The organism is Mycobacterium sp. 1274756.6 (assembly GCF_001668625.1).
In the GTDB taxonomy this organism is placed as follows: domain Bacteria; phylum Actinomycetota; class Actinomycetes; order Mycobacteriales; family Mycobacteriaceae; genus Mycobacterium.
Map to the genome: position 1 here is coordinate 48,018 of NZ_LZLJ01000088.1, position 19,484 is coordinate 67,501.

General features: G+C 68.7%; 21 protein-coding genes. 9 read left to right on the top strand and 12 right to left on the bottom strand.

Annotated features, from left to right (window positions below):
* Nucleotides 1-12: 12 nt before the first annotated feature.
* Complete coding sequence (locus tag A5643_RS13645) at nt 13-711, top strand: EthD domain-containing protein (protein ID WP_066856463.1); 699 nt, start codon at nt 13-15, stop codon at nt 709-711.
* Nucleotides 712-720: 9 nt separating this feature from the next.
* Here the strand turns inward: A5643_RS13645 and A5643_RS13650 are convergent, their stop codons facing one another.
* The 5 genes from A5643_RS13650 to A5643_RS13670 all read right to left on the bottom strand — a co-directional run bounded on the left by A5643_RS13650 (nt 721) and on the right by A5643_RS13670 (nt 4,316).
* Complete coding sequence (locus A5643_RS13650; RefSeq protein WP_066856466.1) at nt 721-1,077, bottom strand: hemophore-related protein; 357 nt, start codon at nt 1,075-1,077, stop codon at nt 721-723.
* Nucleotides 1,078-1,199: 122 nt separating this feature from the next.
* Nucleotides 1,200-1,496 carry a heme-binding protein gene (locus A5643_RS13655; protein WP_066856469.1) on the bottom strand — a complete coding sequence of 99 codons (297 nt, stop codon included), beginning with the start codon at nt 1,494-1,496 and terminating at the stop codon, nt 1,200-1,202.
* Nucleotides 1,497-1,571: 75 nt separating this feature from the next.
* Complete coding sequence (dmpG, locus tag A5643_RS13660) at nt 1,572-2,606, bottom strand: 4-hydroxy-2-oxovalerate aldolase (protein ID WP_066856476.1); 1,035 nt, start codon at nt 2,604-2,606, stop codon at nt 1,572-1,574.
* Nucleotides 2,603-3,517, bottom strand: coding sequence for an acetaldehyde dehydrogenase (acetylating) (locus A5643_RS13665; RefSeq protein ID WP_066856478.1), 915 nt, complete (start codon nt 3,515-3,517; stop codon nt 2,603-2,605). The genes dmpG and A5643_RS13665 overlap by 4 nt, the downstream gene beginning before the upstream one ends.
* Before the next feature lie 10 nt (nt 3,518-3,527).
* Complete coding sequence (locus tag A5643_RS13670; protein WP_066856480.1) at nt 3,528-4,316, bottom strand: 2-keto-4-pentenoate hydratase; 789 nt, start codon at nt 4,314-4,316, stop codon at nt 3,528-3,530.
* A 71-nt stretch (nt 4,317-4,387) separates the two neighbouring features.
* Here A5643_RS13670 and kstD point away from each other — a divergent pair, with 71 nt between their 5' ends.
* Nucleotides 4,388-6,079, top strand: a complete 1,692-nt coding sequence (gene kstD, locus A5643_RS13675; protein WP_066856523.1) for a 3-oxosteroid 1-dehydrogenase — start codon at nt 4,388-4,390, stop codon at nt 6,077-6,079.
* Nucleotide 6,080: 1 nt separating this feature from the next.
* Nucleotides 6,081-6,941, top strand: a complete 861-nt coding sequence (chsH3, locus tag A5643_RS13680; protein WP_066856483.1) for an enoyl-CoA hydratase ChsH3 — start codon at nt 6,081-6,083, stop codon at nt 6,939-6,941.
* On the opposite strand, the gene ltp2 is transcribed toward chsH3, so the two are convergent.
* From ltp2 to A5643_RS13715, 7 genes are read right to left on the bottom strand one after another with little or no spacing between them, the layout of a single operon-like run.
* Entirely contained in the window at nt 6,938-8,095 is a 1,158-nt protein-coding gene (gene ltp2, locus A5643_RS13685; RefSeq protein WP_066856486.1) for a 17-hydroxy-3-oxo-4-pregnene-20-carboxyl-CoA lyase, read from the bottom strand. The two genes, chsH3 and ltp2, sit on opposite strands and share 4 nt — an antisense overlap.
* Nucleotides 8,095-8,496: a MaoC family dehydratase gene (locus A5643_RS13690; RefSeq protein ID WP_066856487.1), complete on the bottom strand. Its 402-nt coding sequence runs from the start codon at nt 8,494-8,496 to the stop codon at nt 8,095-8,097. Before A5643_RS13690 ends, ltp2 begins: the two co-directional genes overlap by 1 nt.
* Nucleotides 8,493-9,449: a bifunctional MaoC family dehydratase N-terminal/OB-fold nucleic acid binding domain-containing protein gene (locus tag A5643_RS13695; protein ID WP_066856490.1), complete on the bottom strand. Its 957-nt coding sequence runs from the start codon at nt 9,447-9,449 to the stop codon at nt 8,493-8,495. Before A5643_RS13695 ends, A5643_RS13690 begins: the two co-directional genes overlap by 4 nt.
* Nucleotides 9,446-10,609 (bottom strand): acyl-CoA dehydrogenase FadE29, encoded by a 1,164-nt coding sequence (fadE29, locus tag A5643_RS13700; protein ID WP_066856493.1) that lies wholly within the window; start codon nt 10,607-10,609, stop codon nt 9,446-9,448. The genes A5643_RS13695 and fadE29 overlap by 4 nt, the downstream gene beginning before the upstream one ends.
* Complete coding sequence (locus A5643_RS13705; RefSeq protein WP_066856495.1) at nt 10,609-11,667, bottom strand: acyl-CoA dehydrogenase family protein; 1,059 nt, start codon at nt 11,665-11,667, stop codon at nt 10,609-10,611. Before A5643_RS13705 ends, fadE29 begins: the two co-directional genes overlap by 1 nt.
* 23 nt (nt 11,668-11,690) lie before the next feature.
* Nucleotides 11,691-12,962: a cytochrome P450 gene (locus A5643_RS13710; RefSeq protein WP_066856499.1), complete on the bottom strand. Its 1,272-nt coding sequence runs from the start codon at nt 12,960-12,962 to the stop codon at nt 11,691-11,693.
* 28 nt (nt 12,963-12,990) lie between these two features.
* Nucleotides 12,991-14,247, bottom strand: a complete 1,257-nt coding sequence (locus tag A5643_RS13715) for a cytochrome P450 (RefSeq protein ID WP_066856503.1) — start codon at nt 14,245-14,247, stop codon at nt 12,991-12,993.
* Nucleotides 14,248-14,366: 119 nt separating this feature from the next.
* On the opposite strand from A5643_RS13715, the gene A5643_RS13720 reads away from it, so the two are divergent.
* The 6 genes from A5643_RS13720 to A5643_RS18275 all read left to right on the top strand — a co-directional run.
* Nucleotides 14,367-15,518: a steroid 3-ketoacyl-CoA thiolase gene (locus tag A5643_RS13720; RefSeq protein ID WP_066856506.1), complete on the top strand. Its 1,152-nt coding sequence runs from the start codon at nt 14,367-14,369 to the stop codon at nt 15,516-15,518.
* 7 nt (nt 15,519-15,525) lie between these two features.
* On the top strand, nt 15,526-15,906 hold the full coding sequence (locus A5643_RS13725; RefSeq protein WP_066856509.1) for a DUF8021 domain-containing protein: 381 nt from the start codon (nt 15,526-15,528) through the stop codon (nt 15,904-15,906).
* 2 nt (nt 15,907-15,908) lie between these two features.
* A complete protein-coding gene (locus tag A5643_RS13730) occupies nt 15,909-16,391 on the top strand; it encodes a nitroreductase family deazaflavin-dependent oxidoreductase (protein ID WP_066856512.1) in 483 nt (160 codons plus the stop codon).
* A 25-nt stretch (nt 16,392-16,416) separates the two neighbouring features.
* The gene (locus A5643_RS13735; protein WP_066856515.1) at nt 16,417-17,445 is read left to right on the top strand and encodes a histidine phosphatase family protein; all 1,029 of its coding nucleotides are present in this window, start codon (nt 16,417-16,419) and stop codon (nt 17,443-17,445) included.
* A 770-nt stretch (nt 17,446-18,215) separates the two neighbouring features.
* Nucleotides 18,216-19,325: an NDMA-dependent alcohol dehydrogenase gene (locus A5643_RS13740; RefSeq protein ID WP_066856518.1), complete on the top strand. Its 1,110-nt coding sequence runs from the start codon at nt 18,216-18,218 to the stop codon at nt 19,323-19,325.
* Between the two features lie 22 nt (nt 19,326-19,347).
* A partial coding sequence (locus A5643_RS18275) for an acyl-CoA dehydrogenase family protein (RefSeq protein ID WP_197497733.1) occupies nt 19,348-19,484 on the top strand: 137 nt, incomplete at its 3' end.

A 19,484-nucleotide genomic window follows, 5' to 3' on the forward strand; every position in this document is an offset into this window, starting at 1 on the left:
AGAGGCTCACGGATGGAAAAAGTTGTGATCCTGTTGCGCCGCAACGGTGCCGACGAAGAGTGGTGCGAGCGGCTGCGCGGCCCAGTCGCCACCGAACTGCTGGACCTGGATCCGCCCGGCCTGACGGTCAATGTGCGCGACGCGGCGGTGGCCGACACCGCCCTGCAACTGACGACGCTGAATCCGCCGGTGACCGCGGTGGTGACCCTGTGGACCCGGCAGTGCTACGGCGCGCAGGTGCAGGCGGTCCTGCAGAGTCTGGCCGGTACGGCCGATGCGGTGGCGGCGTACCTGGTGACCGAGTCGACACCGCTGCCGCCGCCGGATCCCGGCGGCGGACAACGCACTCCGGGGCTGGCCAATGTGGCACTGCTGCGCCGGCCCGCCGACCTGGACCGGCCGACCTGGCTGCACCGCTGGCAGGTCGAGCACACCCCGGTGGCGCTGGCCACCCAGGCCACCTTCGGCTACACCCAGAACACCGTGGTGCGGGCCCTGACCGCCGACGCGCCCGCCGTCGACGCGATCGTCGAGGAACTGTTCCCCGCGGCCGCCGCCACCGACCCGCTGGCCTGGTACGGCGCCCGCGACGACGCGGACCTGCAGGACCGGCTGGGCCGCATGCTGGCCAGCATCACCCGCTTCGGCGCCGACACCAACATCGACACCGTGCCGACCAGCCGCTACCTGCTGCGCAGCCCGTTCAACTGAGCGGGGCGCTCACAGCGCCTTGAGCGCGTTGACCACCTGTGGCGGCAGCGCGGTGTTGACGCACTGTAGGTCGTGCAGCGGGGTCCGCAGCGCCCGGAGTTCGGCGGCCACATCCGGGTGGGCGTCGAAGTAGCTGTGGTAGCCGTCGCTGACCTGACCGGGCGGCTCGTTGTTGATGTCGATCAGCGCCTGGTTGACGTCGGGGTGGCGGGCCAGATAGCCGTTGATCCCGTCGGCCACCGTGCGCACCACGGTCGGGTTGCACGGATCGGCCGGGGCGGCGTGGGCGACCGGCACCGCTAGCAAAAGGGGCGCGGCCACCACCGCGCCGGCGAACACGCGGCGCAGTTCAGCGCTGAGAATCATGGGGCGTCCTTCCGTCGGGTCGCGGTCGTCGGGCTGCCGCAACGGTGTGGAACGAGCCTAAGCGCGGTTTCGCTGAGCGAACCCTGAAAATTTCCGGTCTCGCGGGGCGGCGCGCCCGCGGGTCAGGCGCACTGCTGGGACAGCGTGATCAGCGCCTGCCGCACGTGCGGGTGCCGGTTGAGGTAGCCGAGCACCGGGTCGGGATCCCCGGGCGACTCCGCCCGGCCCTTGTCGGTCAACTCCTGCTTGACGTCGGGATGCCGCTGCAGATAGGCGTCGATGGACTGTCCCACCGCGGTGTCGCACTGCTGCGGGTCGGCGACGGCCACCGGCGACCCGATCACCAGCGCCGCGGCGATTCCGACCAGAACGATCGCGGCGCGCCATCGGGGTCGTAAGCCGCCGGCAGGTGCAGTCATCGGGGTGCTCCCTTCGCGTCGGTGGGCCACCGGCTCCAACGTACTCCCGGACACCGGCGCCCCGCGCGACGCGGATCAGCCCTGCTGGCCCGCCTGCTCCCGCTGGATCTCCAGCGCGATGTCGATGAGCTGGTCCTCCTGGCCGCCGATCAGCTTGCGCTGCCCGGCCCGGTGCAGCAGTTCGTGAGCGGGCACCCCGTAGCGCTCGCCCTGCCGCACCGCGTGTTTGAGGAAGCTGGAGTACACCCCGGAGTAGCCCATGATCAGCGCGTTGCGGTCCAACACGCACTCGGCGGGCATGGCCGGGCGCACCACGTCCTCGGCGGCGTCGGCGATGTCGAAGAAGTCGATGCCGGTCTTGACGCCGATCTTGTCGAACACCCCGATGAGCGCCTCGACCGGGGCGTTACCGGCCCCGGCGCCGAACCGGCGCACCGACCCGTCGATCTGCTTGGCGCCGGCGTAGACCGCCTCCACCGAGTTGGCCACCCCCAGGCCGAGGTTCTCGTGGCCGTGGAAACCGACCTGGGCGTCGTCGCCGAGCTCGGCGACCAGCGCCTCCACCCGGTCGCGGACATCCTTGAGCACCAGCGCACCGGCCGAGTCGACGACGTAGACGCACTGGCAGCCGGCGTCGGCCATGATCCGCGCCTGCGCGGCCAGCTTCTCCGGCGGCAGGGTGTGGGCCATCATCAGGAAGCCGACGGTCTCCAGCCCCATCTCGCGGGCCTTGCCGAAGTGCTGCACCGACACGTCGGCCTCGGTGCAGTGGGTGGCGATCCGGCAGATCGACCCGCCGTTGGCCTGGGCCTGTTTGATGTCCTCGACGGTGCCCACGCCCGGCAGCATCAAAAACGCGATCCGCGCGTCGCGCACGGTTTCGGCGGCCAGGGTGATCAGTTCCTGGTCGGGCACCTTGGAGAAGCCGTAGTTGAAGCTGGACCCGCCGAGCCCGTCCCCGTGGGTGACCTCGATGACCGGCACGCCGGCGGCGTCGAGCGCCGAGACGATCGCACGCACCTCGTCCTTGTCGAACTGGTGGCGCTTGTGGTGCGAGCCGTCCCGCAGCGACGTGTCGGTGATGCGGATGTCGAAGATGTGCTCGGTCATTTGCTGCCTCCTGCCACGCTCGCCATCTCCTTGGCGATCTCCTCGCCGACCTTGGTGGCCGCGGCGGTCATGATGTCCAGGTTCCCGGCGTAGGGCGGCAGGTAGTCCCCGGCGCCCTCCACCTCGACGAACGTGGTGACCAGCGCCTGCCCGCCGGAGTTGAGCGACGGTTCGTCAAACTGCGGCTCGTTGAGCAGCCGGTAGCCGGGCACGTAGGTCTGCACGTAGGACACCACGTCGTGGATCGACTGAGTGATGGCGTCGCGGTCGGCGTCCTCGGGGATGGCGCAGAAGATGGTGTCGCGCATGATCATCGGCGGGTCGGCCGGGTTCAAGATGATGATCGCCTTGCCGCGGTCGGCTCCGCCGATGGTCTCCACGCCGCGCGAGGTGGTCTTGGTGAACTCGTCGATGTTGGCCCGGGTGCCCGGACCGGCCGAGACGCTGGACACGCTGGCCACGATCTCGGCGTAGGGCACCTTCACCACCCGCGAGACCGCGTAGACGATCGGGATGGTCGCCTGCCCGCCGCAGGTGATCATGTTGATGTTGGGGGCATCGAGGTGCTCGTGCAGGTTGGCCGGCGGGATGACCGCGGGTCCGACCGCGGCCGGGGTGAGGTCGATGGCCCGGATGCCGGCCTCCTGGTAGCGGGGCGCGGCGTCGCGGTGCACGTAGGCGCTGGTTGCCTCGAACACCAGGTCGGGTTTCTCGTCCTGGGCCAGCAGCCAGTCCACCCCCTCGTGGGTGGTCTCCAGACCGAGTTTGCGGGCCCGGGCGAGCCCCTCGCTGTTCGGGTCGATACCGACCATCCAGCGCGGCTCCAGCCACTCCGACCGCAGCAGCTTGTAGAGCAGATCGGTGCTGATGTTGCCCGATCCGACGATGGCGACGGACGCCTTCTGCGGCATTGTCTTCTCCCTACTTGTCGAAACTCAGACGGACCGAGCCGAGCCCGGTGAAATCCGCCACGAATTGGTCACCCGGGTGCGCGTCGATCGCCCGGGTCGCGGTGCCGGGCAACACGATGTCGCCGGCCTTGAGGCGCACCCCGAAGCTCTCCACCTTGCGCGCCAGCCAGGCCACCGCGGTGACCGGGTTGCCCAGCACGGCGTCGCTGCGCCCCTCGGCGACCACCTCGCCGTTGCGTTTGAGCACCGCGTCGATGTTCTTGATGTCGATGTCGGTCGGGGCCACCCGCTCGGAGCCCAGCACCCAGCCGGCCGAGGAGGCGTTGTCGGCGATGGTGTCGCAGAGCTTGATCTTCCAGTCCGCGATGCGGGAGTCGATCAACTCGATCGCCGGGGCGAACGCCTCGGTGGCGGCCAGCACGTCGTCCTCGGTGCAGTCCGCGCCGGGCAGGTCGGCGGCCAGGATGAAGGCCACCTCCACCTCGATCCGCGGGTACAGGTAGCGCCCGGCGGCCACCGGGGTGTCCTCGAACACCGCCATGTCGTCGAGCAGGTGGCCGTAGTCGGGTTCGTCGACGCCCATCATCTGCTGCATGGCCTCGCTGGACAGCCCCACCTTGTGCCCGACCACCCGGGCGCCCTCGGCGACCCGCTGCCGGATGTTGATCAGCTGGATCTCGTAGGCGTCGACGACGTCGATGTCGGGGTGGGCGTCGGTGAGCGGTCCGATCGCGACACGGCTGCGTTCGGCCTTGGCCAGGTCGGCGGCGAGTTCGTCGCGGACGGCGGCGCTGAGCATTCAGGCGTCTCCTTGTGTGTTGTGGCCGGGCAAGTAGCGCCTGGCTACCGCAATTCTATAACGTGTTCTACATGACTAGTCAGGAGTACGACGTCGTTGTGGTCGGCAGCGGAGGCGCAGGCCTGGTTGCCGCCCTGACCGCAGCTCACCAGGGACTTTCCACCATCGTCATCGAGAAGGCGCCGCACTTCGGCGGTTCGACCGCGCGATCCGGTGGCGGAGTGTGGATCCCGAACAACGAAGTGCTCAAGCGAGCAGGCGTCAAGGACACCCCCGAAGCGGCCCGCACCTACCTGCACGAGATCATCGGCGACGTGGTGCCGGCCGAGAAGATCGACACCTACCTGCAGCGCGGCCCGGAGATGCTGTCGTTCGTGCTCAAGCACTCGCCGCTGAAGATGTGCTGGGTGCCCGGCTACGCCGACTACTACCCGGAGGCCCCCGGCGGCAAGCCGACCGGGCGCTCCATCGAACCCAAGCCGTTCAACGCCAAGAAGCTCGGCGCCGACGAGGCGGGCCTGGAGCCGGCCTACGGCAAGGTGCCGCTCAACGTGGTGGTGATGCAGCAGGACTACGTGCGGCTCAACCAGCTCAAGCGTCACCCGCGCGGGGTGCTGCGCAGCCTGAAGGTGGGCGCGCGCACCATGTGGGCGCAGGCGACCGGCAAGAACCTGGTCGGCATGGGCCGGGCGCTGATCGCGCCGCTGCGCATCGGGCTGCAGCAGGCCGGGGTGCCGGTGCGGCTCAACACCGCGCTGACCGACCTGCTGGTCGAGGACGGCGCGGTGCGCGGGGTGTACGTGCGCGACACCACCGCCGACGCCGGGGAGCCGGAGCTGATCCGGGCCCGTCGCGGGGTGATCCTGGCCTGCGGCGGCTTCGAGCACAACGAAGAGATGCGGGTGAAATACCAGCGCGCCCCGATCACCACCGAATGGACCGTCGGCGCCAAGGCCAACACCGGCGACGGCATCCTGGCCGGGGAGAAGCTCGGCGCCGCCCTGGACGTCATGGAGGACGCCTGGTGGGGCCCGACGGTGCCGCTGGCCGACGCCCCGTGGTTCGCGCTGAGCGAGCGCAACTCGCCGGGCTCGATCATCGTCAACATGGCCGGCAAGCGGTTCATGAACGAGTCGATGCCCTACGTGGAGGCCGTCCACCACATGTACGGCGGCGAGTACGGCCAGGGCCCCGGCCCGGGCGAGAACATCCCGGCCTGGCTGGTGTTCGACCAGCGCTACCGCGACCGCTACATCTTCGCCGGGCTCAACCCGGGCCAGCGGCTGCCGCGCAAGTGGCTGGAGTCCGGGGTGATCGTCACCGCCGACACGCTGGAGGAGCTGGCCGCCAAGACCGCCCTGCCCGCCGAGCAGCTCGCCGCGACCGTGCAGCGGTTCAACGGCTTCGCCCGCAGCGGCGTCGACGAGGACTTCCACCGCGGTGAGAGCGTCTACGACCGCTACTACGGCGACCCGACCAACAAACCCAACCCCAACCTCGGGGCGATCGACCAGGCGCCGTTCTACGCCGCCAAGATGGTCCCCGGCGACCTGGGCACCAAGGGCGGGATCCGCACCGACGTGCACGGCCGGGCGCTGCGCGACGACGACAGCGTCATCGACGGGCTGTACGCGGCCGGCAACGTCAGCGCGCCGGTGATGGGCCACACTTACCCCGGACCGGGCGGCACCATCGGCCCGGCCATGACCTTCGGCTACCTGGCCGCGTTGCACCTCGCTGGTTCGCCGGCCGGAAAGGACTGACATGCCCATCGATCTCGACGCCGCGCTCGGCGCGGAGTTCGGCGCCGTGGACTTCTCCTGGAGCGCCACCAACGTCCAGCTCTACAACCTCGCCCTGGGTGCCGGGTCGGATCCGATGGACCCGCAGGAGCTGAGCTACGTCGTCGACCGCACCCCGCAGGTGCTGCCGACGTTCGGTTGTGTGGCAGCGTCATTCGACGCCGTCGACCCGCCGAAGGTGAGCTGGCCGGGCATCGACATCGACCTGGCCAAGATCCTGCACGCCTCGGAGCGGGTCAGCGTGCCCGCGCCGCTGCCGCCGTCGGGGCAGGCCCGCTCGGTGAGCCGCATCGTCGGCGTGTGGGACAAGGGCAAGGCCGCGGTCGTGGACCTGGAGACCACCGTCACCGCCACCGACGGCACCCCGCTGTGGACCCAGCAGCGGTCGATCTTCGCCCGCGGCGAGGGCGGTTTCGGCGGTGAGCGCGGCCCGTCCGGGCCGGGCGGCCCGCCCGAGCGCGACCCGGACCTGCAGGTCGACATCCCGGTGCTGCCGCAGCAGGCGCTGATCTACCGGCTGTGCGGAGACCGCAACCCGCTGCACTCCGACCCGGCGTTCGCCGCCGGCGCGGGGTTCGACCAGCCGATCCTGCACGGGCTGTGCACCTACGGGATGACGTGTAAGGCGATCGTCGACGCCGCCCTCGACGGTGACGCCGGCGCGGTGCGCAGCTTCGGTGCGCGCTTCGCCGGGGTGGTGTTCCCCGGCGAGACCCTGCGCGCCCGGCTGTGGACCGAGGGCGACTCGGTGCTCGCCACGGTGACCGCGCCGGGCCGCGACGACGCCGTGGTGCTCTCGGGCGTGGAGTTGGTGCGGGCCTAGCCCAGGATCAGCCCGGAGGTGGGCACGCCGGTGCCGGCGGTGACCAGCACGTGCTCGACGCCGTCGACCTGGTTCACCGAGGTGCCGCGCAGCTGGCGCACCCCTTCGGCGATGCCGTTCATCCCGTGGATGTAGGCCTCACCGAGCTGGCCGCCGTGGGTGTTGATCGGCAGCCGGCCGCCGAGCTCGATCGCACCGCCGGCGATGAAGTCCTTCGCCTCACCCTTGCCGCAGAACCCCAACTCCTCCAACTGGATCAGCGTGTACGGGGTGAAGTGGTCGTAGAGCACCGCGGTCTGGATGTCGGCGGGACTGAGCCCGGATTGGGCCCACAGCTGCCGACCGACCAGGCCCATCTCGGGCAGGCCGAGTTCGTCGCGGTAGTAGGAGTACATGGTGAACTGGTCGGCGCCCGAGCCCTGGGCGGCGGCCTCGATGATCGCCGGCCGGTGCTTGAGGTCGCGGGCCCGCTCCGGGGTGGTGACCACGATGGCCACCCCGCCGTCGGTCTCCTGGCAGCAGTCCAGCAGCCGCAGCGGGTCGGCGATCATCCGCGAGCTCTGGTGGTCCTCGATCGTGATCGGTTTGCCGTAGAAGTGCGCCTTGGGGTTGGTCGCGGCGTGCTTGCGGTCGGCCACCGACACCACCCCGAAATCGGCGCTGGTAGCGCCGTATTCGTGCATGTAGCGCCGCGCCACCATCGCCACCGACGCGGCCGGGGTGGACAGCCCGTGCGGGTAGGACCAGCTGTACTCCACGCCGCGGGAGTCCGCGTTGACCGTCAGCCCGGTCATCACCTGACCGAACCGGAACTCCGAGCGTTCGTTGAAGGCCCGATAGGCCACCACCACCTCGGCCACCCCGGCGGCCACCGCCAGCGCCGCCTGCTGCACGGTCGCCGCGGCGGCCCCACCGCCGTAACCGATCTGGGAGAAGAAGCTCAACTCCCCCATCCCGGTCGACCGCGCGACCGCGGTCTCCAGGTTGGAGTCCATGGTGAAGGTGACCAGGCCGTCGACGTCGGCGGGGGTCAAGCCCGCGTCGTCGAGGGCGTCGAGCACCGCCTCGGTGGCCAACCGCAGTTCGCTGCGACCGGACTCCTTGGAGAAGTCGGTGGCGCCGATCCCGGCGATCGCCGCTTTGCCGGACAACATCACGCCTCCCCGATGGTCAGTGTGGCGGTGGCGACCACATGGTCGCCGAGGCTGTTGGCGCCGACGACTTTCACGGTGATCAGCCCGTCCTCGACCGCGGTGACCTCACCGGTGAACGTCACGGTGTCGTAGGCGTACCACGGCACGCCCAGGCGCAGCCCGATGGAGCGGATCACCGCGTTGGGTCCGGCCCAGTCGGTGACGTAGCGCTGCACCAGACCGGTGTCGGTGAGGATGTTGACGAAGATGTCCTTGGAGCCCTTGGCCTGCGCCTTGTCCCGGTCGTGGTGGACGTCCTGGTAGTCACGGGTGGCGATCGCGGTGGAGACGATGAACGTCGGGTCGCCGTAGATCTTCAGCTCGGGCAGCTTGGTGCCCACGGTTGTGGTCGGAGTGCTCATGCCCGCGGCTCCCAGGCGTACAGGGTCCAGGCCGGGCCGGTGTCGCCGGCCGGGAAGTCCAGATACGTTGCCTGCACCGGCATTCCGATGCGCACCTCGTCGGGTCCGACGCCGCGCAGTTCGCCGAGCATCCGCACCCCTTCCTCGAGTTCGACCAGCGCGATGATGAACGGCAACGAGCGGCCGGGCACCTTCGGCGCGTGGTGCACGACGTAGGAGAAGACGCTGCCTCGCCCGGAGGCCACCACGTAGTCGGTGGTCTCGGTCTTGTCGGCCCACACCGCCGGCACCGGCGGGTGCTGCAGGGAACCGTCCGGGCGGCGCTGGATCCGCAGTTCGTGGGCGGCCACCCCGTCCCAGAAGAACTTGGTGTCCCGCGAGTAGGCGGGCCGCATCATCTTGGCCGGGTCCAGGTCCTCGGGCACCGCGGCGGGCGCCTCGGCGCCCTTGTCGCGGGGAACGAATTTCAGGATCCGCCAGTCCATGTCGGCGACGGACTCCTCGCCGACCCACCAGCGGATCTTCTGGTTGATGAAGTAGCCCTCACCCAGGCCGGTCTGCTTGGGTCCGATCACGTCGGTGACCTCGGCGGTCACGCTGACCTCTTCACCGGGCCGCAGGTAGCGGTGGTAGGTCTGCTCGCAGTTGGTGGCCACCACCCCGACATAGCCTGCGGCGTCGAACAGTTCGATGATCTTGCCGAGCGGGTCGTCGTCGGGGCGGACGCCGCCGAGGCCCATCATCGTCCACACCTGGATCATCGCCGGGGGCGCGACGACGCCCGGGTGGCCGGCCGTCTTGGCGGCCGCCTCGTCGACGTAGATCGGGTTCTCGTCGCCGATGGCGTCCACCCAGTGGTGGATCATCGGCTGGTTCACCGGGTCCCGGCCGAAGCGCGGCTTGCTGCGGCCGGCGGCCAGCAGCGTGTCGATGCCAGCCTGCAGGTCGCTCATCGGGGCACCCGCGGCACTTTGAGACCGGCAGCGGCGATCATCTCGCGCATCACCTCGTTGACGCCGCCGCCGAAGGTGATCACCAGGTTGCGTTTGGTCTGCGCGTCCAGCCAGTCCAGCAACTCCGCGGTGGGCGGGTCGGCGGGATTGCCGTAGCCGCCGACGATCTCCTCGGCCAGCCGGCCGGCGTACTGGATGCGTTCGGTGCCGAACACCTTGGTGGCGGCGGCGTCGGCGACGTCGATGATCTCGCCCGCGGCGGCGACCTGCCAGTTGAGCAGTTCGTTGATCCGGAACATGGCGTGGATCTCGGCCAGACCGCGACGCACCGCGTCGTGGCTGATCGGTGCCACCCAGTCGCTGCCGGGCTGATTCGCCCAGGCGTGCACACGGTCGTAGATGGCGCCGAACCGGCCGGCCGGCCCGAGCATGACCCGCTCGTTGTTGAGCTGGGTGGTGATCAGCTTCCAGCCGCCGTTCTCCTCGCCGACGAGCATGTCGGCCGGGACGCGCACGTCGCTGTAGTAGGTGGCGTTGGTGTGGTGCGCCCCGTCGGACAGGATCATCGGCGTGAACGAGTAGCCGGGATCCTTGGTGTCGACGATGAAGATCGAAATGCCCTTGTGCTTCGCGGCATTCGGGTCCGTGCGGGCGGCCAGCCAGATGTAGTCGGCGTCGTGGGCGCCGGTGGTGAACACCTTCTGGCCGTTGATGACGTAGTCGTCGCCGTCGCGGACCGCGGTGGTGCGCAGGCTGGCCAGGTCGGTACCGGCCTCCGGCTCGGAGTAGCCGATCGCGAAGTGCACCTCCCCGGCAAGGATGGCCGGCAGGAACTTCTTCTTCTGCGCCTCGTTGCCGTAGACCTGCAGGGTCGGGCCGACGGTCTGCAGGGTGACGGCGGGCAGCGGGATGTCGGCGCGCTGCGCCTCGTTGACGAAGATCTGCTGCTCGATCGGGCCGAAGCCCAGGCCACCGAACTCCTTGGGCCAACCCACGCCGAGCTTGCCGTCGGCACCCATCCGGCGGATGACCTCACGGTAGGCGCCGCAGTGCCGGTCGACGGCCATCGCCTCGGCCTCGTCGGGCTTTATCAGCGTCGCGAAGTACTCGCGCAGTTCGGCTTGCAGCTTGCGCTGCTCGGGGGTCAGATCGATGAACATTAGGCTCCCACCTTGGTTTCCGGGCGCCGGCCGGCCGGAGTCACGATCGGCACCAGGTCGAGTCGATGGGACTTGCCGCCGAGCAGTCGGGACAGGTCCTTGATGGTCGAGTAGTAGCGGTCCATCGGGTAGTCGATGTCCATGCCCATGCCGCCGTGCAGGTGGTGGCAGATCTGCATCATCGGCGGCGCCTGGGAGGTGATCCAGTAGCCGAGCACACCGAGGTCGCTTTCGGTGAGGTCGTCCTCGCCCAGGTCGTTGGCCAACCGCCACACCACCGAGGTCGACGCCAGGGTGATCGTGCGCGAGACGATGTAGACCTCGGAGAGCTGGGCGGCCACCGTCTGGAAGGTCGACAGCGGGCGGCCGAACTGCTCACGGCTGCCGACGTAGTCGGCGGTGAGCCGCAGCGCCCCGGCGACCAGCCCAGAGGCGTAGGCGCCGATCATGGCCAGCGCCAACTGGTTCAGCCGGTGCACGCTCGCGCCGGACAACACGTCCTCCTCGGCCACCGCGACGTCGGTGAACTCCACCACGTACTCGTCGCTGTGGTTGGAGGTCGGGGTCTTGGTCAGCCGCACCCCGTCGGCCTTCGGGGACACCACGACGACACCGGCGTCGGTGGTGACCAACATCCATTCAGCACGCTCGGCGTAGGGCACGCCTATCTTGGTGCCCGACAACCGGTTACCGGAAAATGTGGTGGCCGACTGCTCCGGCAGGGCGGCGGCCGGTTCGTTGAGGGCCGCGGTGAGCACCGCGCCCTTGGCCACGCCGGCCAGGTACCGGTCCTGCTGGGCGTCGGAGGCCAGGTCGAGGAGCGGCACCAGCGCCAGCCCCAGCGTGGCCAGGGCGGGGCTGATCGTGCCGTGCCTGCCGATCTCGGTGAGCGCGGTGGCCACCTCGGGCAGGCCGACGCCGTCACCGCCGAGGCGTTCGGGCACCGGCAGGGCGGTCACACCGCCGGAAACCAATGCCTCCCAACTTTTCTCCCGGCTCAACACCGAGGTCACCACGTCGGCGACAGCCTGCTGCTCCGGTTCGGGAGTGAAATCCACCCGTTTGCTCCTTGATTCGATGTTCAGTGCGCCACCGGGCAGTTGCCGGCGTAGTCGACCTGCCAGTGCTTGATGCCGTTGAGCCAACCCGACCGTAGTCGTTCCGGCTCCGCCAGCGGCACCAGGTCCGGCACGTGGTCGGCGACCGCGTTGAAGATCAGGTTGATCGTCATCCGGGCCAGGTGGGTGCCGATGCAGTAGTGCGCCCCGGTCCCCCCGAACCCGACGTGCGGGTTGGGGTCGCGAGTGATGTCGAAGGTGTACGGGTCGTCGAAGACGTCGTCGTCGAAGTTGGCCGAGCGGTAGAACATCACCACCCGCTGGCCCTTCTTGATCGTCACCCCGGACAGCTCGTAGTCGGTCAGTGCGGTGCGCTGGAAGCAGATCACCGGGGTCGCCCAGCGCACGATCTCGTCGGCGGCGGTCTCCGGGCGCTCCTTCTTGAACAGCTCCCACTGCTCGGGATGCTCGGCGAAGGCGACCATCCCGTGGCTGATCGAGTTACGGGTGGTCTCGTTGCCGGCCACCGCGAGCATCACCACGAAGAAGCCGAACTCGTCGTCGGAGAGCTTCTCCCCGTCGATGTCGGCCTCCACCAGGGCGGTCACGATGTCCGCGCCCGGGTTCTTGCGCTTCTCCTCGGCCAACTGCATGGCGTAGGCGATCAACGCCATCGACGAGGCCTGCGGGTCGATGTCACCGTATTCGGGGTCTTCGCTGCCGGTCATCTCGTTCGACCACCGGAACAGCTTGTCCCGGTCCTCCTGCGGCACACCGAGCAGACCGGCGATGGCCTGCAGCGGCAGCTCGCAGGAGATCTGCTCGACGAAGTCACCCGAACCGGCCGCGGCGGCGTCGGCGGCGATCTTCTGGGCGCGGGTCTGCAGCTCGTCGCGCAGCCGACCGATCGCGCGCGGGGTGAACCCGCGGGAGATGATGTGCCGCAGCCGGGTGTGCTGCGGCGCATCCATGTTGAGCATCACGGCCCGCTGCAGCTCGATGTTCTCCCGCTTCATGTCGTTGGGGTAGCGCGGGATCACGCAGTTCTCGAAGCTGGAGAACACGTCGCTGTGCAGCGAGATCTCTTTGACGTCCCGGTGTTTGGTGATCGCCCAGTAGCCGCCGTCATGGAAGCCGCCGCCCTCGCCCGGGGGTTGGTCGATCCAGCAGACCGGCGCCGACTTCCGCAGCGCCGCGAACGCCTCGTCGGGAATGCCCCGAAGGACCACGTCGGGGTCGAGGAAATCGAAACCGTCGGCGACGGCCGGACGCGCCGGCCCGGTCGTGCTGTTCACCGTTACCCTCCTGCGGTGGCCTCGGAACTCAGTGCTGCGCCGGACACTTGCCGGTGTAGTCGACCTGCCAGTGCTTGATGGCGTTGAGCCAGCCCGAGCGCAGCCGCTCCGGCTTGGCCAGCGGCAGCAGGTCCGGCATGTGGTCGGCGATCGCCTCGAACTGCAGCTGGATGGTCATCCGGGCCAGGTGGGTGCCGATGCAGTAGTGCGCCCCGGTCCCGCCGAACCCGACGTGCGGGTTGGGGTCGCGCAGGATGTTGAAGGTGTACGGGTCGTCGAAGACCTCTTCGTCGAAGTTCGCCGACCGGTAGAACATCACCACCCGCTGGCCCTTCTTGATCTTCACGCCGGACAGCTCGGTGTCCTCGGTGGCGGTGCGCTGGAAGGAGGTCACCGGGGAGGCCCAGCGCACGATCTCGTCGGCGGTGGTCTCCGGGCGCTCCTTCTTGAACAGCTCCCACTGCTCGGGGTGCTCGGAGAAGGCCATCATGCCCTGGGTGATGGAGTTGCGGGTGGTCTCGTTGCCGGCCACCGCGAGCAGCACGACGAAGAACCCGAACTCGGCCTCGGTGAGCTTCTCCCCGTCGATGTCGGCCTCGACCAGCGTGGTGACGATGTCGGCGCCCGGGTTCTTCTTCTTCTCCTCCGCCAGCTTCATCGAGTAGGCGATGATCTCCATCGAGGAGGCCTTCTCGTCGTAGTGGGCGTACTCGGGGTCGTCATACGAGGTCATCTGGTTGGACCACTCGAAGAGCTTGCCGCGGTCCTCCTGCGGCACGCCGAGCAGCCCGGCGATGGCCTGCAGCGGCAGCTCCGCGGAGACCTGCTCGACGAAGTCACCCGAGCCGGTGGCCAGGGCTTCCTTGGCGATGTTCTGGGCGCGCTCCTGCAGTTCCTCCCGCAGCCGGCCGATGGCGCGCGGGGTGAATCCGCGGGAGATGATGCGACGCTGCCGGGTGTGGTCCGGGGCGTCCATGTTCAGCAGCACCACGTTCTGCAGGTCGATGTTCTCCCGCGGGATGTCGTCGGTGAACCGCGGAATGGCGGTGTTGACCGCGCTGGAGAAGACGTCGCTGCGCAGCGAGACCTCTTTGACGTCCTTGTGCTTGGTGATCGCCCAATAGCCGCCGTCGTTGAACCCTCCGGACTTGCCGTCCGGCTGCTCGATCCAGGTGATCGGCGAGTTCTTCCGCAGTTCGGCGAGCTCCTCGTGGGGGATCCGCTCGGCGTAGATGTCCGGGTCGGTCAGGTCGACAGGACACTTGGGGTTGGGCTGGGACGACACAGGTTCTCTCCTCGATGACAACGCGTTCTAGTGCCAGTAAAACATGCCTTCACCCCGGATAAAAGGCATAGACGCATCACCGCTTGTCAGGGTAATGAAACGTGTTCTAGCCTGGCCGCATGGGCACACCTGTCATTGTTGAAGCTACCCGCAGTCCGATCGGCAAGCGCAAGGGCTGGCTGTCGGGGCTGCACGCCACCGAGCTGCTCGGCGCGGTGCAGAAGGCGTTGATCGAGAAGGCGGGCATCGACGCGGCCGGCGTCGAGCAGGCCATCGGCGGCTGCGTCACCCAATTCGGCGAGCAGGGCAACAACATCACCCGGCAGTCCTGGCTGCTCGCCGGGCTGCCCGAGCACGTTGGCGCGACCACCGTGGACTGCCAGTGCGGCAGCGGCCAGCAGGCCAACCACCTGATCTCGGCGCTGATCTCCGCCGGCGCCATCGACATCGGGGTGGCCTGCGGCATCGAGGCGATGAGCCGGGTCGGGCTCGGTGAGAACGGCGGGGGCGCCCGCGCCGCGTCGTGGGACATCGACATGCCCGACCAGTTCACCGCGGCCGAGCGGATCGCCAAGCGGCGCGGGATCACCCGCGAGGACATCGACGCGTTCGGGGTGCGCTCCCAGCAGCTGGCCAAGCAGGCCTGGGCCGAGGGCCGCTTCGACCGGGAGATCTCGCCGATCGAGGCGCCGGTGATCGACGAGAACAAGGAGCCCACCGACGAGTGGACCACCGTCAGCCGTGACCAGGGGCTGCGCGAGACCACGCTGGAGGGGCTCAGCGGGCTCAAGCCGGTGATCGAGGGCGGTATCCACACCGCGGGCACCTCCTCGCAGATCTCCGACGGCGCCGCGGCGGTGCTGTGGATGGACGAGGACAAGGCCAAGGCGTTGGGGCTGACCCCGCGGGCCCGGATCGTCAGCCAGGCGCTGGTCGGCGCCGAGCCGTACTACCACCTCGACGGGCCGGTCCAGGCGACCGAGAAGGTGCTGGCCAAGGCCGGGATGAAGATCGGCGACATCGACCTGGTCGAGATCAACGAGGCCTTCGCGTCGGTGGTGCTGTCCTGGGCGGCGGTGCACAACCCGGACATGGACCGGGTCAACGTCAACGGCGGCGCGATCGCGTTGGGCCACCCGGTGGGCTGCACCGGGTCGCGGCTGATCACCACCGCGCTGCACGAGTTGGAGCGCACCGGCAAGTCGACCGCGCTGATCACCATGTGCGCCGGCGGGGCGCTCTCGACCGGCACCATCATCGAGCGGATCTGAGGCCGCGGTGACGCTGTCCGACGCCGAGCGCATCGCGGCCGCGCAGTCCTACATCGACGCACTGGTCAGCCACGACGCCACCGCGGTCGCGTTCACCGACGACTGCGTGCGCATCGAGGTCGGCTTGAAGACCGGGTTCTCCGGAAAACACCTGGCTCGCAGCCTGACCGGGGGGCCGCAGTTCAAGCTGATCAAGGCGGCCACCACACCGCGGTTCAGCATCGACGGCGACGAGGTGCGGGCCCAGTTCGACATCATCACCAAGCCGTCGCTGTTCGGCCGGCGGGTCTGTGCGCGCGTCGACGAGACGTTTCTGATTCCCGCCGATGAGCCGAGCCCGCGGATCCACCACATCCGCGCCCGTATCCGGCCGTTCATCGGGAGGTAGCCATGGCCGAAACCCCGCAGGCCCCCCGCGCGCTCAACTCCGAGCTCACCGGCGTCATCATCAAGTGGATGTCGCGGGCCAACACCTGGATGTACAAGGCCACCAACGGCCGCGTCGGCGGCAAGTGGCGGATGGGCAGCAAACGCTTCGGCGACGTGCCCCCGGTCGGGATCCTCACCACGATCGGGCGCAAGTCCGGCCAGCAGCGGGAGTCCCCGCTGCTGTATCTGCGGGAGGGCGACCGGGTGGTGCTGGTGGCCTCCCAGGGCGGACGGGCCACCAACCCGATGTGGTACCTCAACCTCAAGGCCAACCCGGCGGTGACGTTCCGGATCCGCGACGAGGTGCTGTCGTTGCGTGCCCGCGACGCCACCGAATCCGAACGCGCGGAGTACTGGCCGAAGCTCGACGCGATGTACCCCGACTTCGTCGACTACCGGTCCTACACCACGCGCGAGATCCCGATCGTCATCTGCGATCCGTAGCCGCTCGGCGGGTTAGACTCCGCGGGTGACTGCCCGGCTCCGCCCGCTGGTGGCGGCGCCGCTGGCGGCGCTGCTGCTCACCGGCAGCTCGGCGGTGGCCCGGGCGGCCGACGCGATCGTCATCGATTTCGTCCGGCACGGGGAGGCCGGCGCGCACACGGTGATCGACAACTCGGTGCCCGGCCCGGTGCTGACCCCGGCGGGCTGGGGGCAGGCCCACCAGGTCGTCGATCTGCTCGACGGCCACGGCATCGACGCGATCTTCACCTCCGGGATGACCCGCGCCCAGGAGACCGCGGAACCGCTGGCGCGGATGCTGGACCTGGTCGTGCCCGCGGGCCTGCCCGGGCTCAACGAGATCGATGCCGGCATCTTCGCCGACCTGCCGGTGAAGACCGGCGGGTTGCCGATCGGTGCGGTCGCCTACGCCGCCGTACCGTTTCTGTGGACGCTGGGGCTTTACGGGGTGCCGCAACCCGGCACCGCGCTCAACGGGATGGTCTTCCAGGACCAGTTCGGCAGCGCCGTGCAGAGCCTCTACGAGGCGAGCGTTGCCGGCGGCGACGATCATGTCGCCGTCTTCGGCCACCAGGCGTCGATCGCCATGTGGGCGCTGATGAACGCCGACAACCCGGACTATCTGTTGATGGCCCGGCTGGCGCTGACCACCGGGGAGCTGCTCCCCTACGGCGGAGTGGTCGAGATGGCCGGCAGCCCGACCGACGGCTGGACGCTGGTCGATTGGGCCGGCTATCCGGTGCCGCCGGCGTCGTTGCCGGTGGAACTGTTCGTCGACGCCCGCGACTTGATCACCGCACCGCAGTTGGCCGTCCAGCACCTCTGGGACGCGCTGGGCAGCGCCGACCCCGCGGTCGTCACCGCCGCGCTGGGAGCCGGCGCCGATCAGGTCGGCACCGCACTGTGGCAGTTCCCGTTCGCCGTCGGCGGCGACCTGATCGACGCCGCGCTGAACCCTGCCGAGACGCTGACCGGCCTCGGTGGGCTCTCCGGCGAGGCGGTCGCCGTGCTCGCGGCGGTGCTGTCGCTGCTGTGAGGGCCGGCGGCGCCGGAAAAACAGTGTCCGCCGGGCCGCCGGGCCGGTGCCTATACTGACCTTCTGGCCGCTCCCAGCCCGCCGACCGAACCGACGGCCCCGTGCGCAGAGCCGCCCGCAGAATCATCGCGGCGCTGCTGCTCGCGGGGTAGCTCTCCAACACGATGCTCGACCACGTCTTCGGCACGACGCTCCGGCGGCTGACGGCTCGCCGCCCCGCCCCGGTCCCGCTGTCACACAGCACCGGCACCGCGGATCTGCGCGAGTACTCCGACGCGGACCCCGGACTATCTGCACTTCTGCTCACCGACCGGATCCATCGTCTGCATCTGGCGGAAGCCCTCGCTGTTCTGCGACGTCCCGGCGGGGACGTACCCGAGAACGACGAAGCCATTTGGCCGCGGGGATGATTGGGGCCCCACAGCGTGCCGGATGGAGCGCGACCGCCTGACCTGCGCGCCCGCGGCACCAGCCAGTCGGGATGCATCTGAACCGCGACGATCTGACCCCACCGCGATCACGGCGACCCGCCGCCGGGGGGAGCGGGCGCAACGCGAGGGGCGAACGACTCCACGAGTTTCGCCCGGCCGGAGGTGCGGTGGATAACGTTTTGTCACGACGCTGTCTGGAGCATGCCACTCCGCCTCTGCCCCTTGCGTCCTCGTGCCTTCGCACAACATAAGGACCCGAACAGAGGGCGCCCGCACGGCGACGATAAGGGCTGTGATCGCCCAGACTTGTGGTTACGTTCGTCTGAGGAGGGCCGACCGGTGAAAACAACCGCAGCAGTGTTACTCGGATCCGGGAAGCCATTCGAGATTATGGAGCTTGATCTCACCGGGCCCGGGCCCGGTGAAGTCCTTATTCGTTTTGTTGCCGCAGGGTTGTGCCATTCGGATCTCCATCTCTCCGATGGCGACCTCACGCCTCGCTATCCGATCGTTGGCGGCCATGAGGGCGCAGGGATCATCGAGGACATCGGTTCGGGTGTGACCAAAGTGAAGCCAGGCGACCACGTCGTCTGCAGTTTCATCCCAAGCTGCGGCCGCTGTCGTTATTGCGCCAACGGCCGACAGAGCCTCTGCGATATGGGAGCGAACATTCTGGAGGGTTGCCTTCCTGATGGGAGTTTCCGTTTCCGCAGCGGCGCGACGGATTTCGGCGGGATGTGCATGTTGGGCACGTTTTCCGAGCGCTCCACCGTATCCGAACACTCCGTGGTCAAGATCGATGAGTGGCATCCGTTGGAGACCGCCGTTCTGGTCGGCTGTGGCGTTCCGACCGGGTGGGGCAGTGCCACCTACGCGGGTGGCGTTCGTGCCGGAGATATCACGGTCGTCTATGGCGTTGGCGGTATCGGTATCAATGCGGTTCAAGGCGCGAAACAATCTGGTGCCAAATACATCGTTGTCATCGACCCGGTTGCACTCAAACGCGACACGGCCTTGAAATTCGGTGCGAGCCATGCATTCGCGACTGCGGCCGAAGCCGCCAACGCAGTGAATGAGCTCTCCTGGGGGCAAGGCGCCGACCAGGCGATAGTGGCCGTCGGAGTCGTTGACGAGAAGGTGATCTCGGCTGCGTTCGATATCGTCGGCAAGGGCGGCACCGTGGTGGTGACCGGTCTGGCCAATCCCGAGAAGCTCACGGTGCACGTCTCGGGCATGATGCTCACGCTGATGGAAAAGACCATCAAAGGCACTCTGTTCGGCTCCGCAAACCCTCAATACGACATCGTGCGGTTGCTGCGGCTCCACGAGACCGGCCACCTGAAACTCGACGAGCTGGTTACCCAACGCTACCGACTCGAGGACATCAATCGCGGCTACGAAGACTTGCGCAATGGTGAGCTTCTCCGCGGCATCATCACGTATCAATGATCAGTCATCGAAGGAGGCTGTGATGGCTGGGTGGACCGGGAACCCGACGTTTGATGTGTTCCGACTGCCCGAGGAGCACGATGAGCTGCGGGCGGCGATCCGGGCGCTGGCGGAGAAGGAGATCGCCCCGTATGCCGCCGAGGTCGACGAGCAGTCCCG

Excerpts from the sequence above, each read along its gene's own strand:
- A5643_RS13645 (WP_066856463.1), top strand. The coding sequence starts at position 13 with ATGGAAAAAGTTGTGATCCTGTTGCGCCGCAACGGTGCCGACGAAGAG.
- A5643_RS13650 (WP_066856466.1), bottom strand. The coding sequence starts at position 1,077 with ATGATTCTCAGCGCTGAACTGCGCCGCGTGTTCGCCGGCGCGGTGGTG.
- A5643_RS13655 (WP_066856469.1), bottom strand. The coding sequence starts at position 1,496 with ATGACTGCACCTGCCGGCGGCTTACGACCCCGATGGCGCGCCGCGATC.
- dmpG (WP_066856476.1), bottom strand. The coding sequence starts at position 2,606 with ATGACCGAGCACATCTTCGACATCCGCATCACCGACACGTCGCTGCGG.
- A5643_RS13665 (WP_066856478.1), bottom strand. The coding sequence starts at position 3,517 with ATGCCGCAGAAGGCGTCCGTCGCCATCGTCGGATCGGGCAACATCAGC.
- A5643_RS13670 (WP_066856480.1), bottom strand. The coding sequence starts at position 4,316 with ATGCTCAGCGCCGCCGTCCGCGACGAACTCGCCGCCGACCTGGCCAAG.
- kstD (WP_066856523.1), top strand. The coding sequence starts at position 4,388 with ATGACTAGTCAGGAGTACGACGTCGTTGTGGTCGGCAGCGGAGGCGCA.
- chsH3 (WP_066856483.1), top strand. The coding sequence starts at position 6,081 with ATGCCCATCGATCTCGACGCCGCGCTCGGCGCGGAGTTCGGCGCCGTG.
- ltp2 (WP_066856486.1), bottom strand. The coding sequence starts at position 8,095 with ATGTTGTCCGGCAAAGCGGCGATCGCCGGGATCGGCGCCACCGACTTC.
- A5643_RS13690 (WP_066856487.1), bottom strand. The coding sequence starts at position 8,496 with ATGAGCACTCCGACCACAACCGTGGGCACCAAGCTGCCCGAGCTGAAG.
- A5643_RS13695 (WP_066856490.1), bottom strand. The coding sequence starts at position 9,449 with ATGAGCGACCTGCAGGCTGGCATCGACACGCTGCTGGCCGCCGGCCGC.
- fadE29 (WP_066856493.1), bottom strand. The coding sequence starts at position 10,609 with ATGTTCATCGATCTGACCCCCGAGCAGCGCAAGCTGCAAGCCGAACTG.
- A5643_RS13720 (WP_066856506.1), top strand. The coding sequence starts at position 14,367 with ATGGGCACACCTGTCATTGTTGAAGCTACCCGCAGTCCGATCGGCAAG.
- A5643_RS13730 (WP_066856512.1), top strand. The coding sequence starts at position 15,909 with ATGGCCGAAACCCCGCAGGCCCCCCGCGCGCTCAACTCCGAGCTCACC.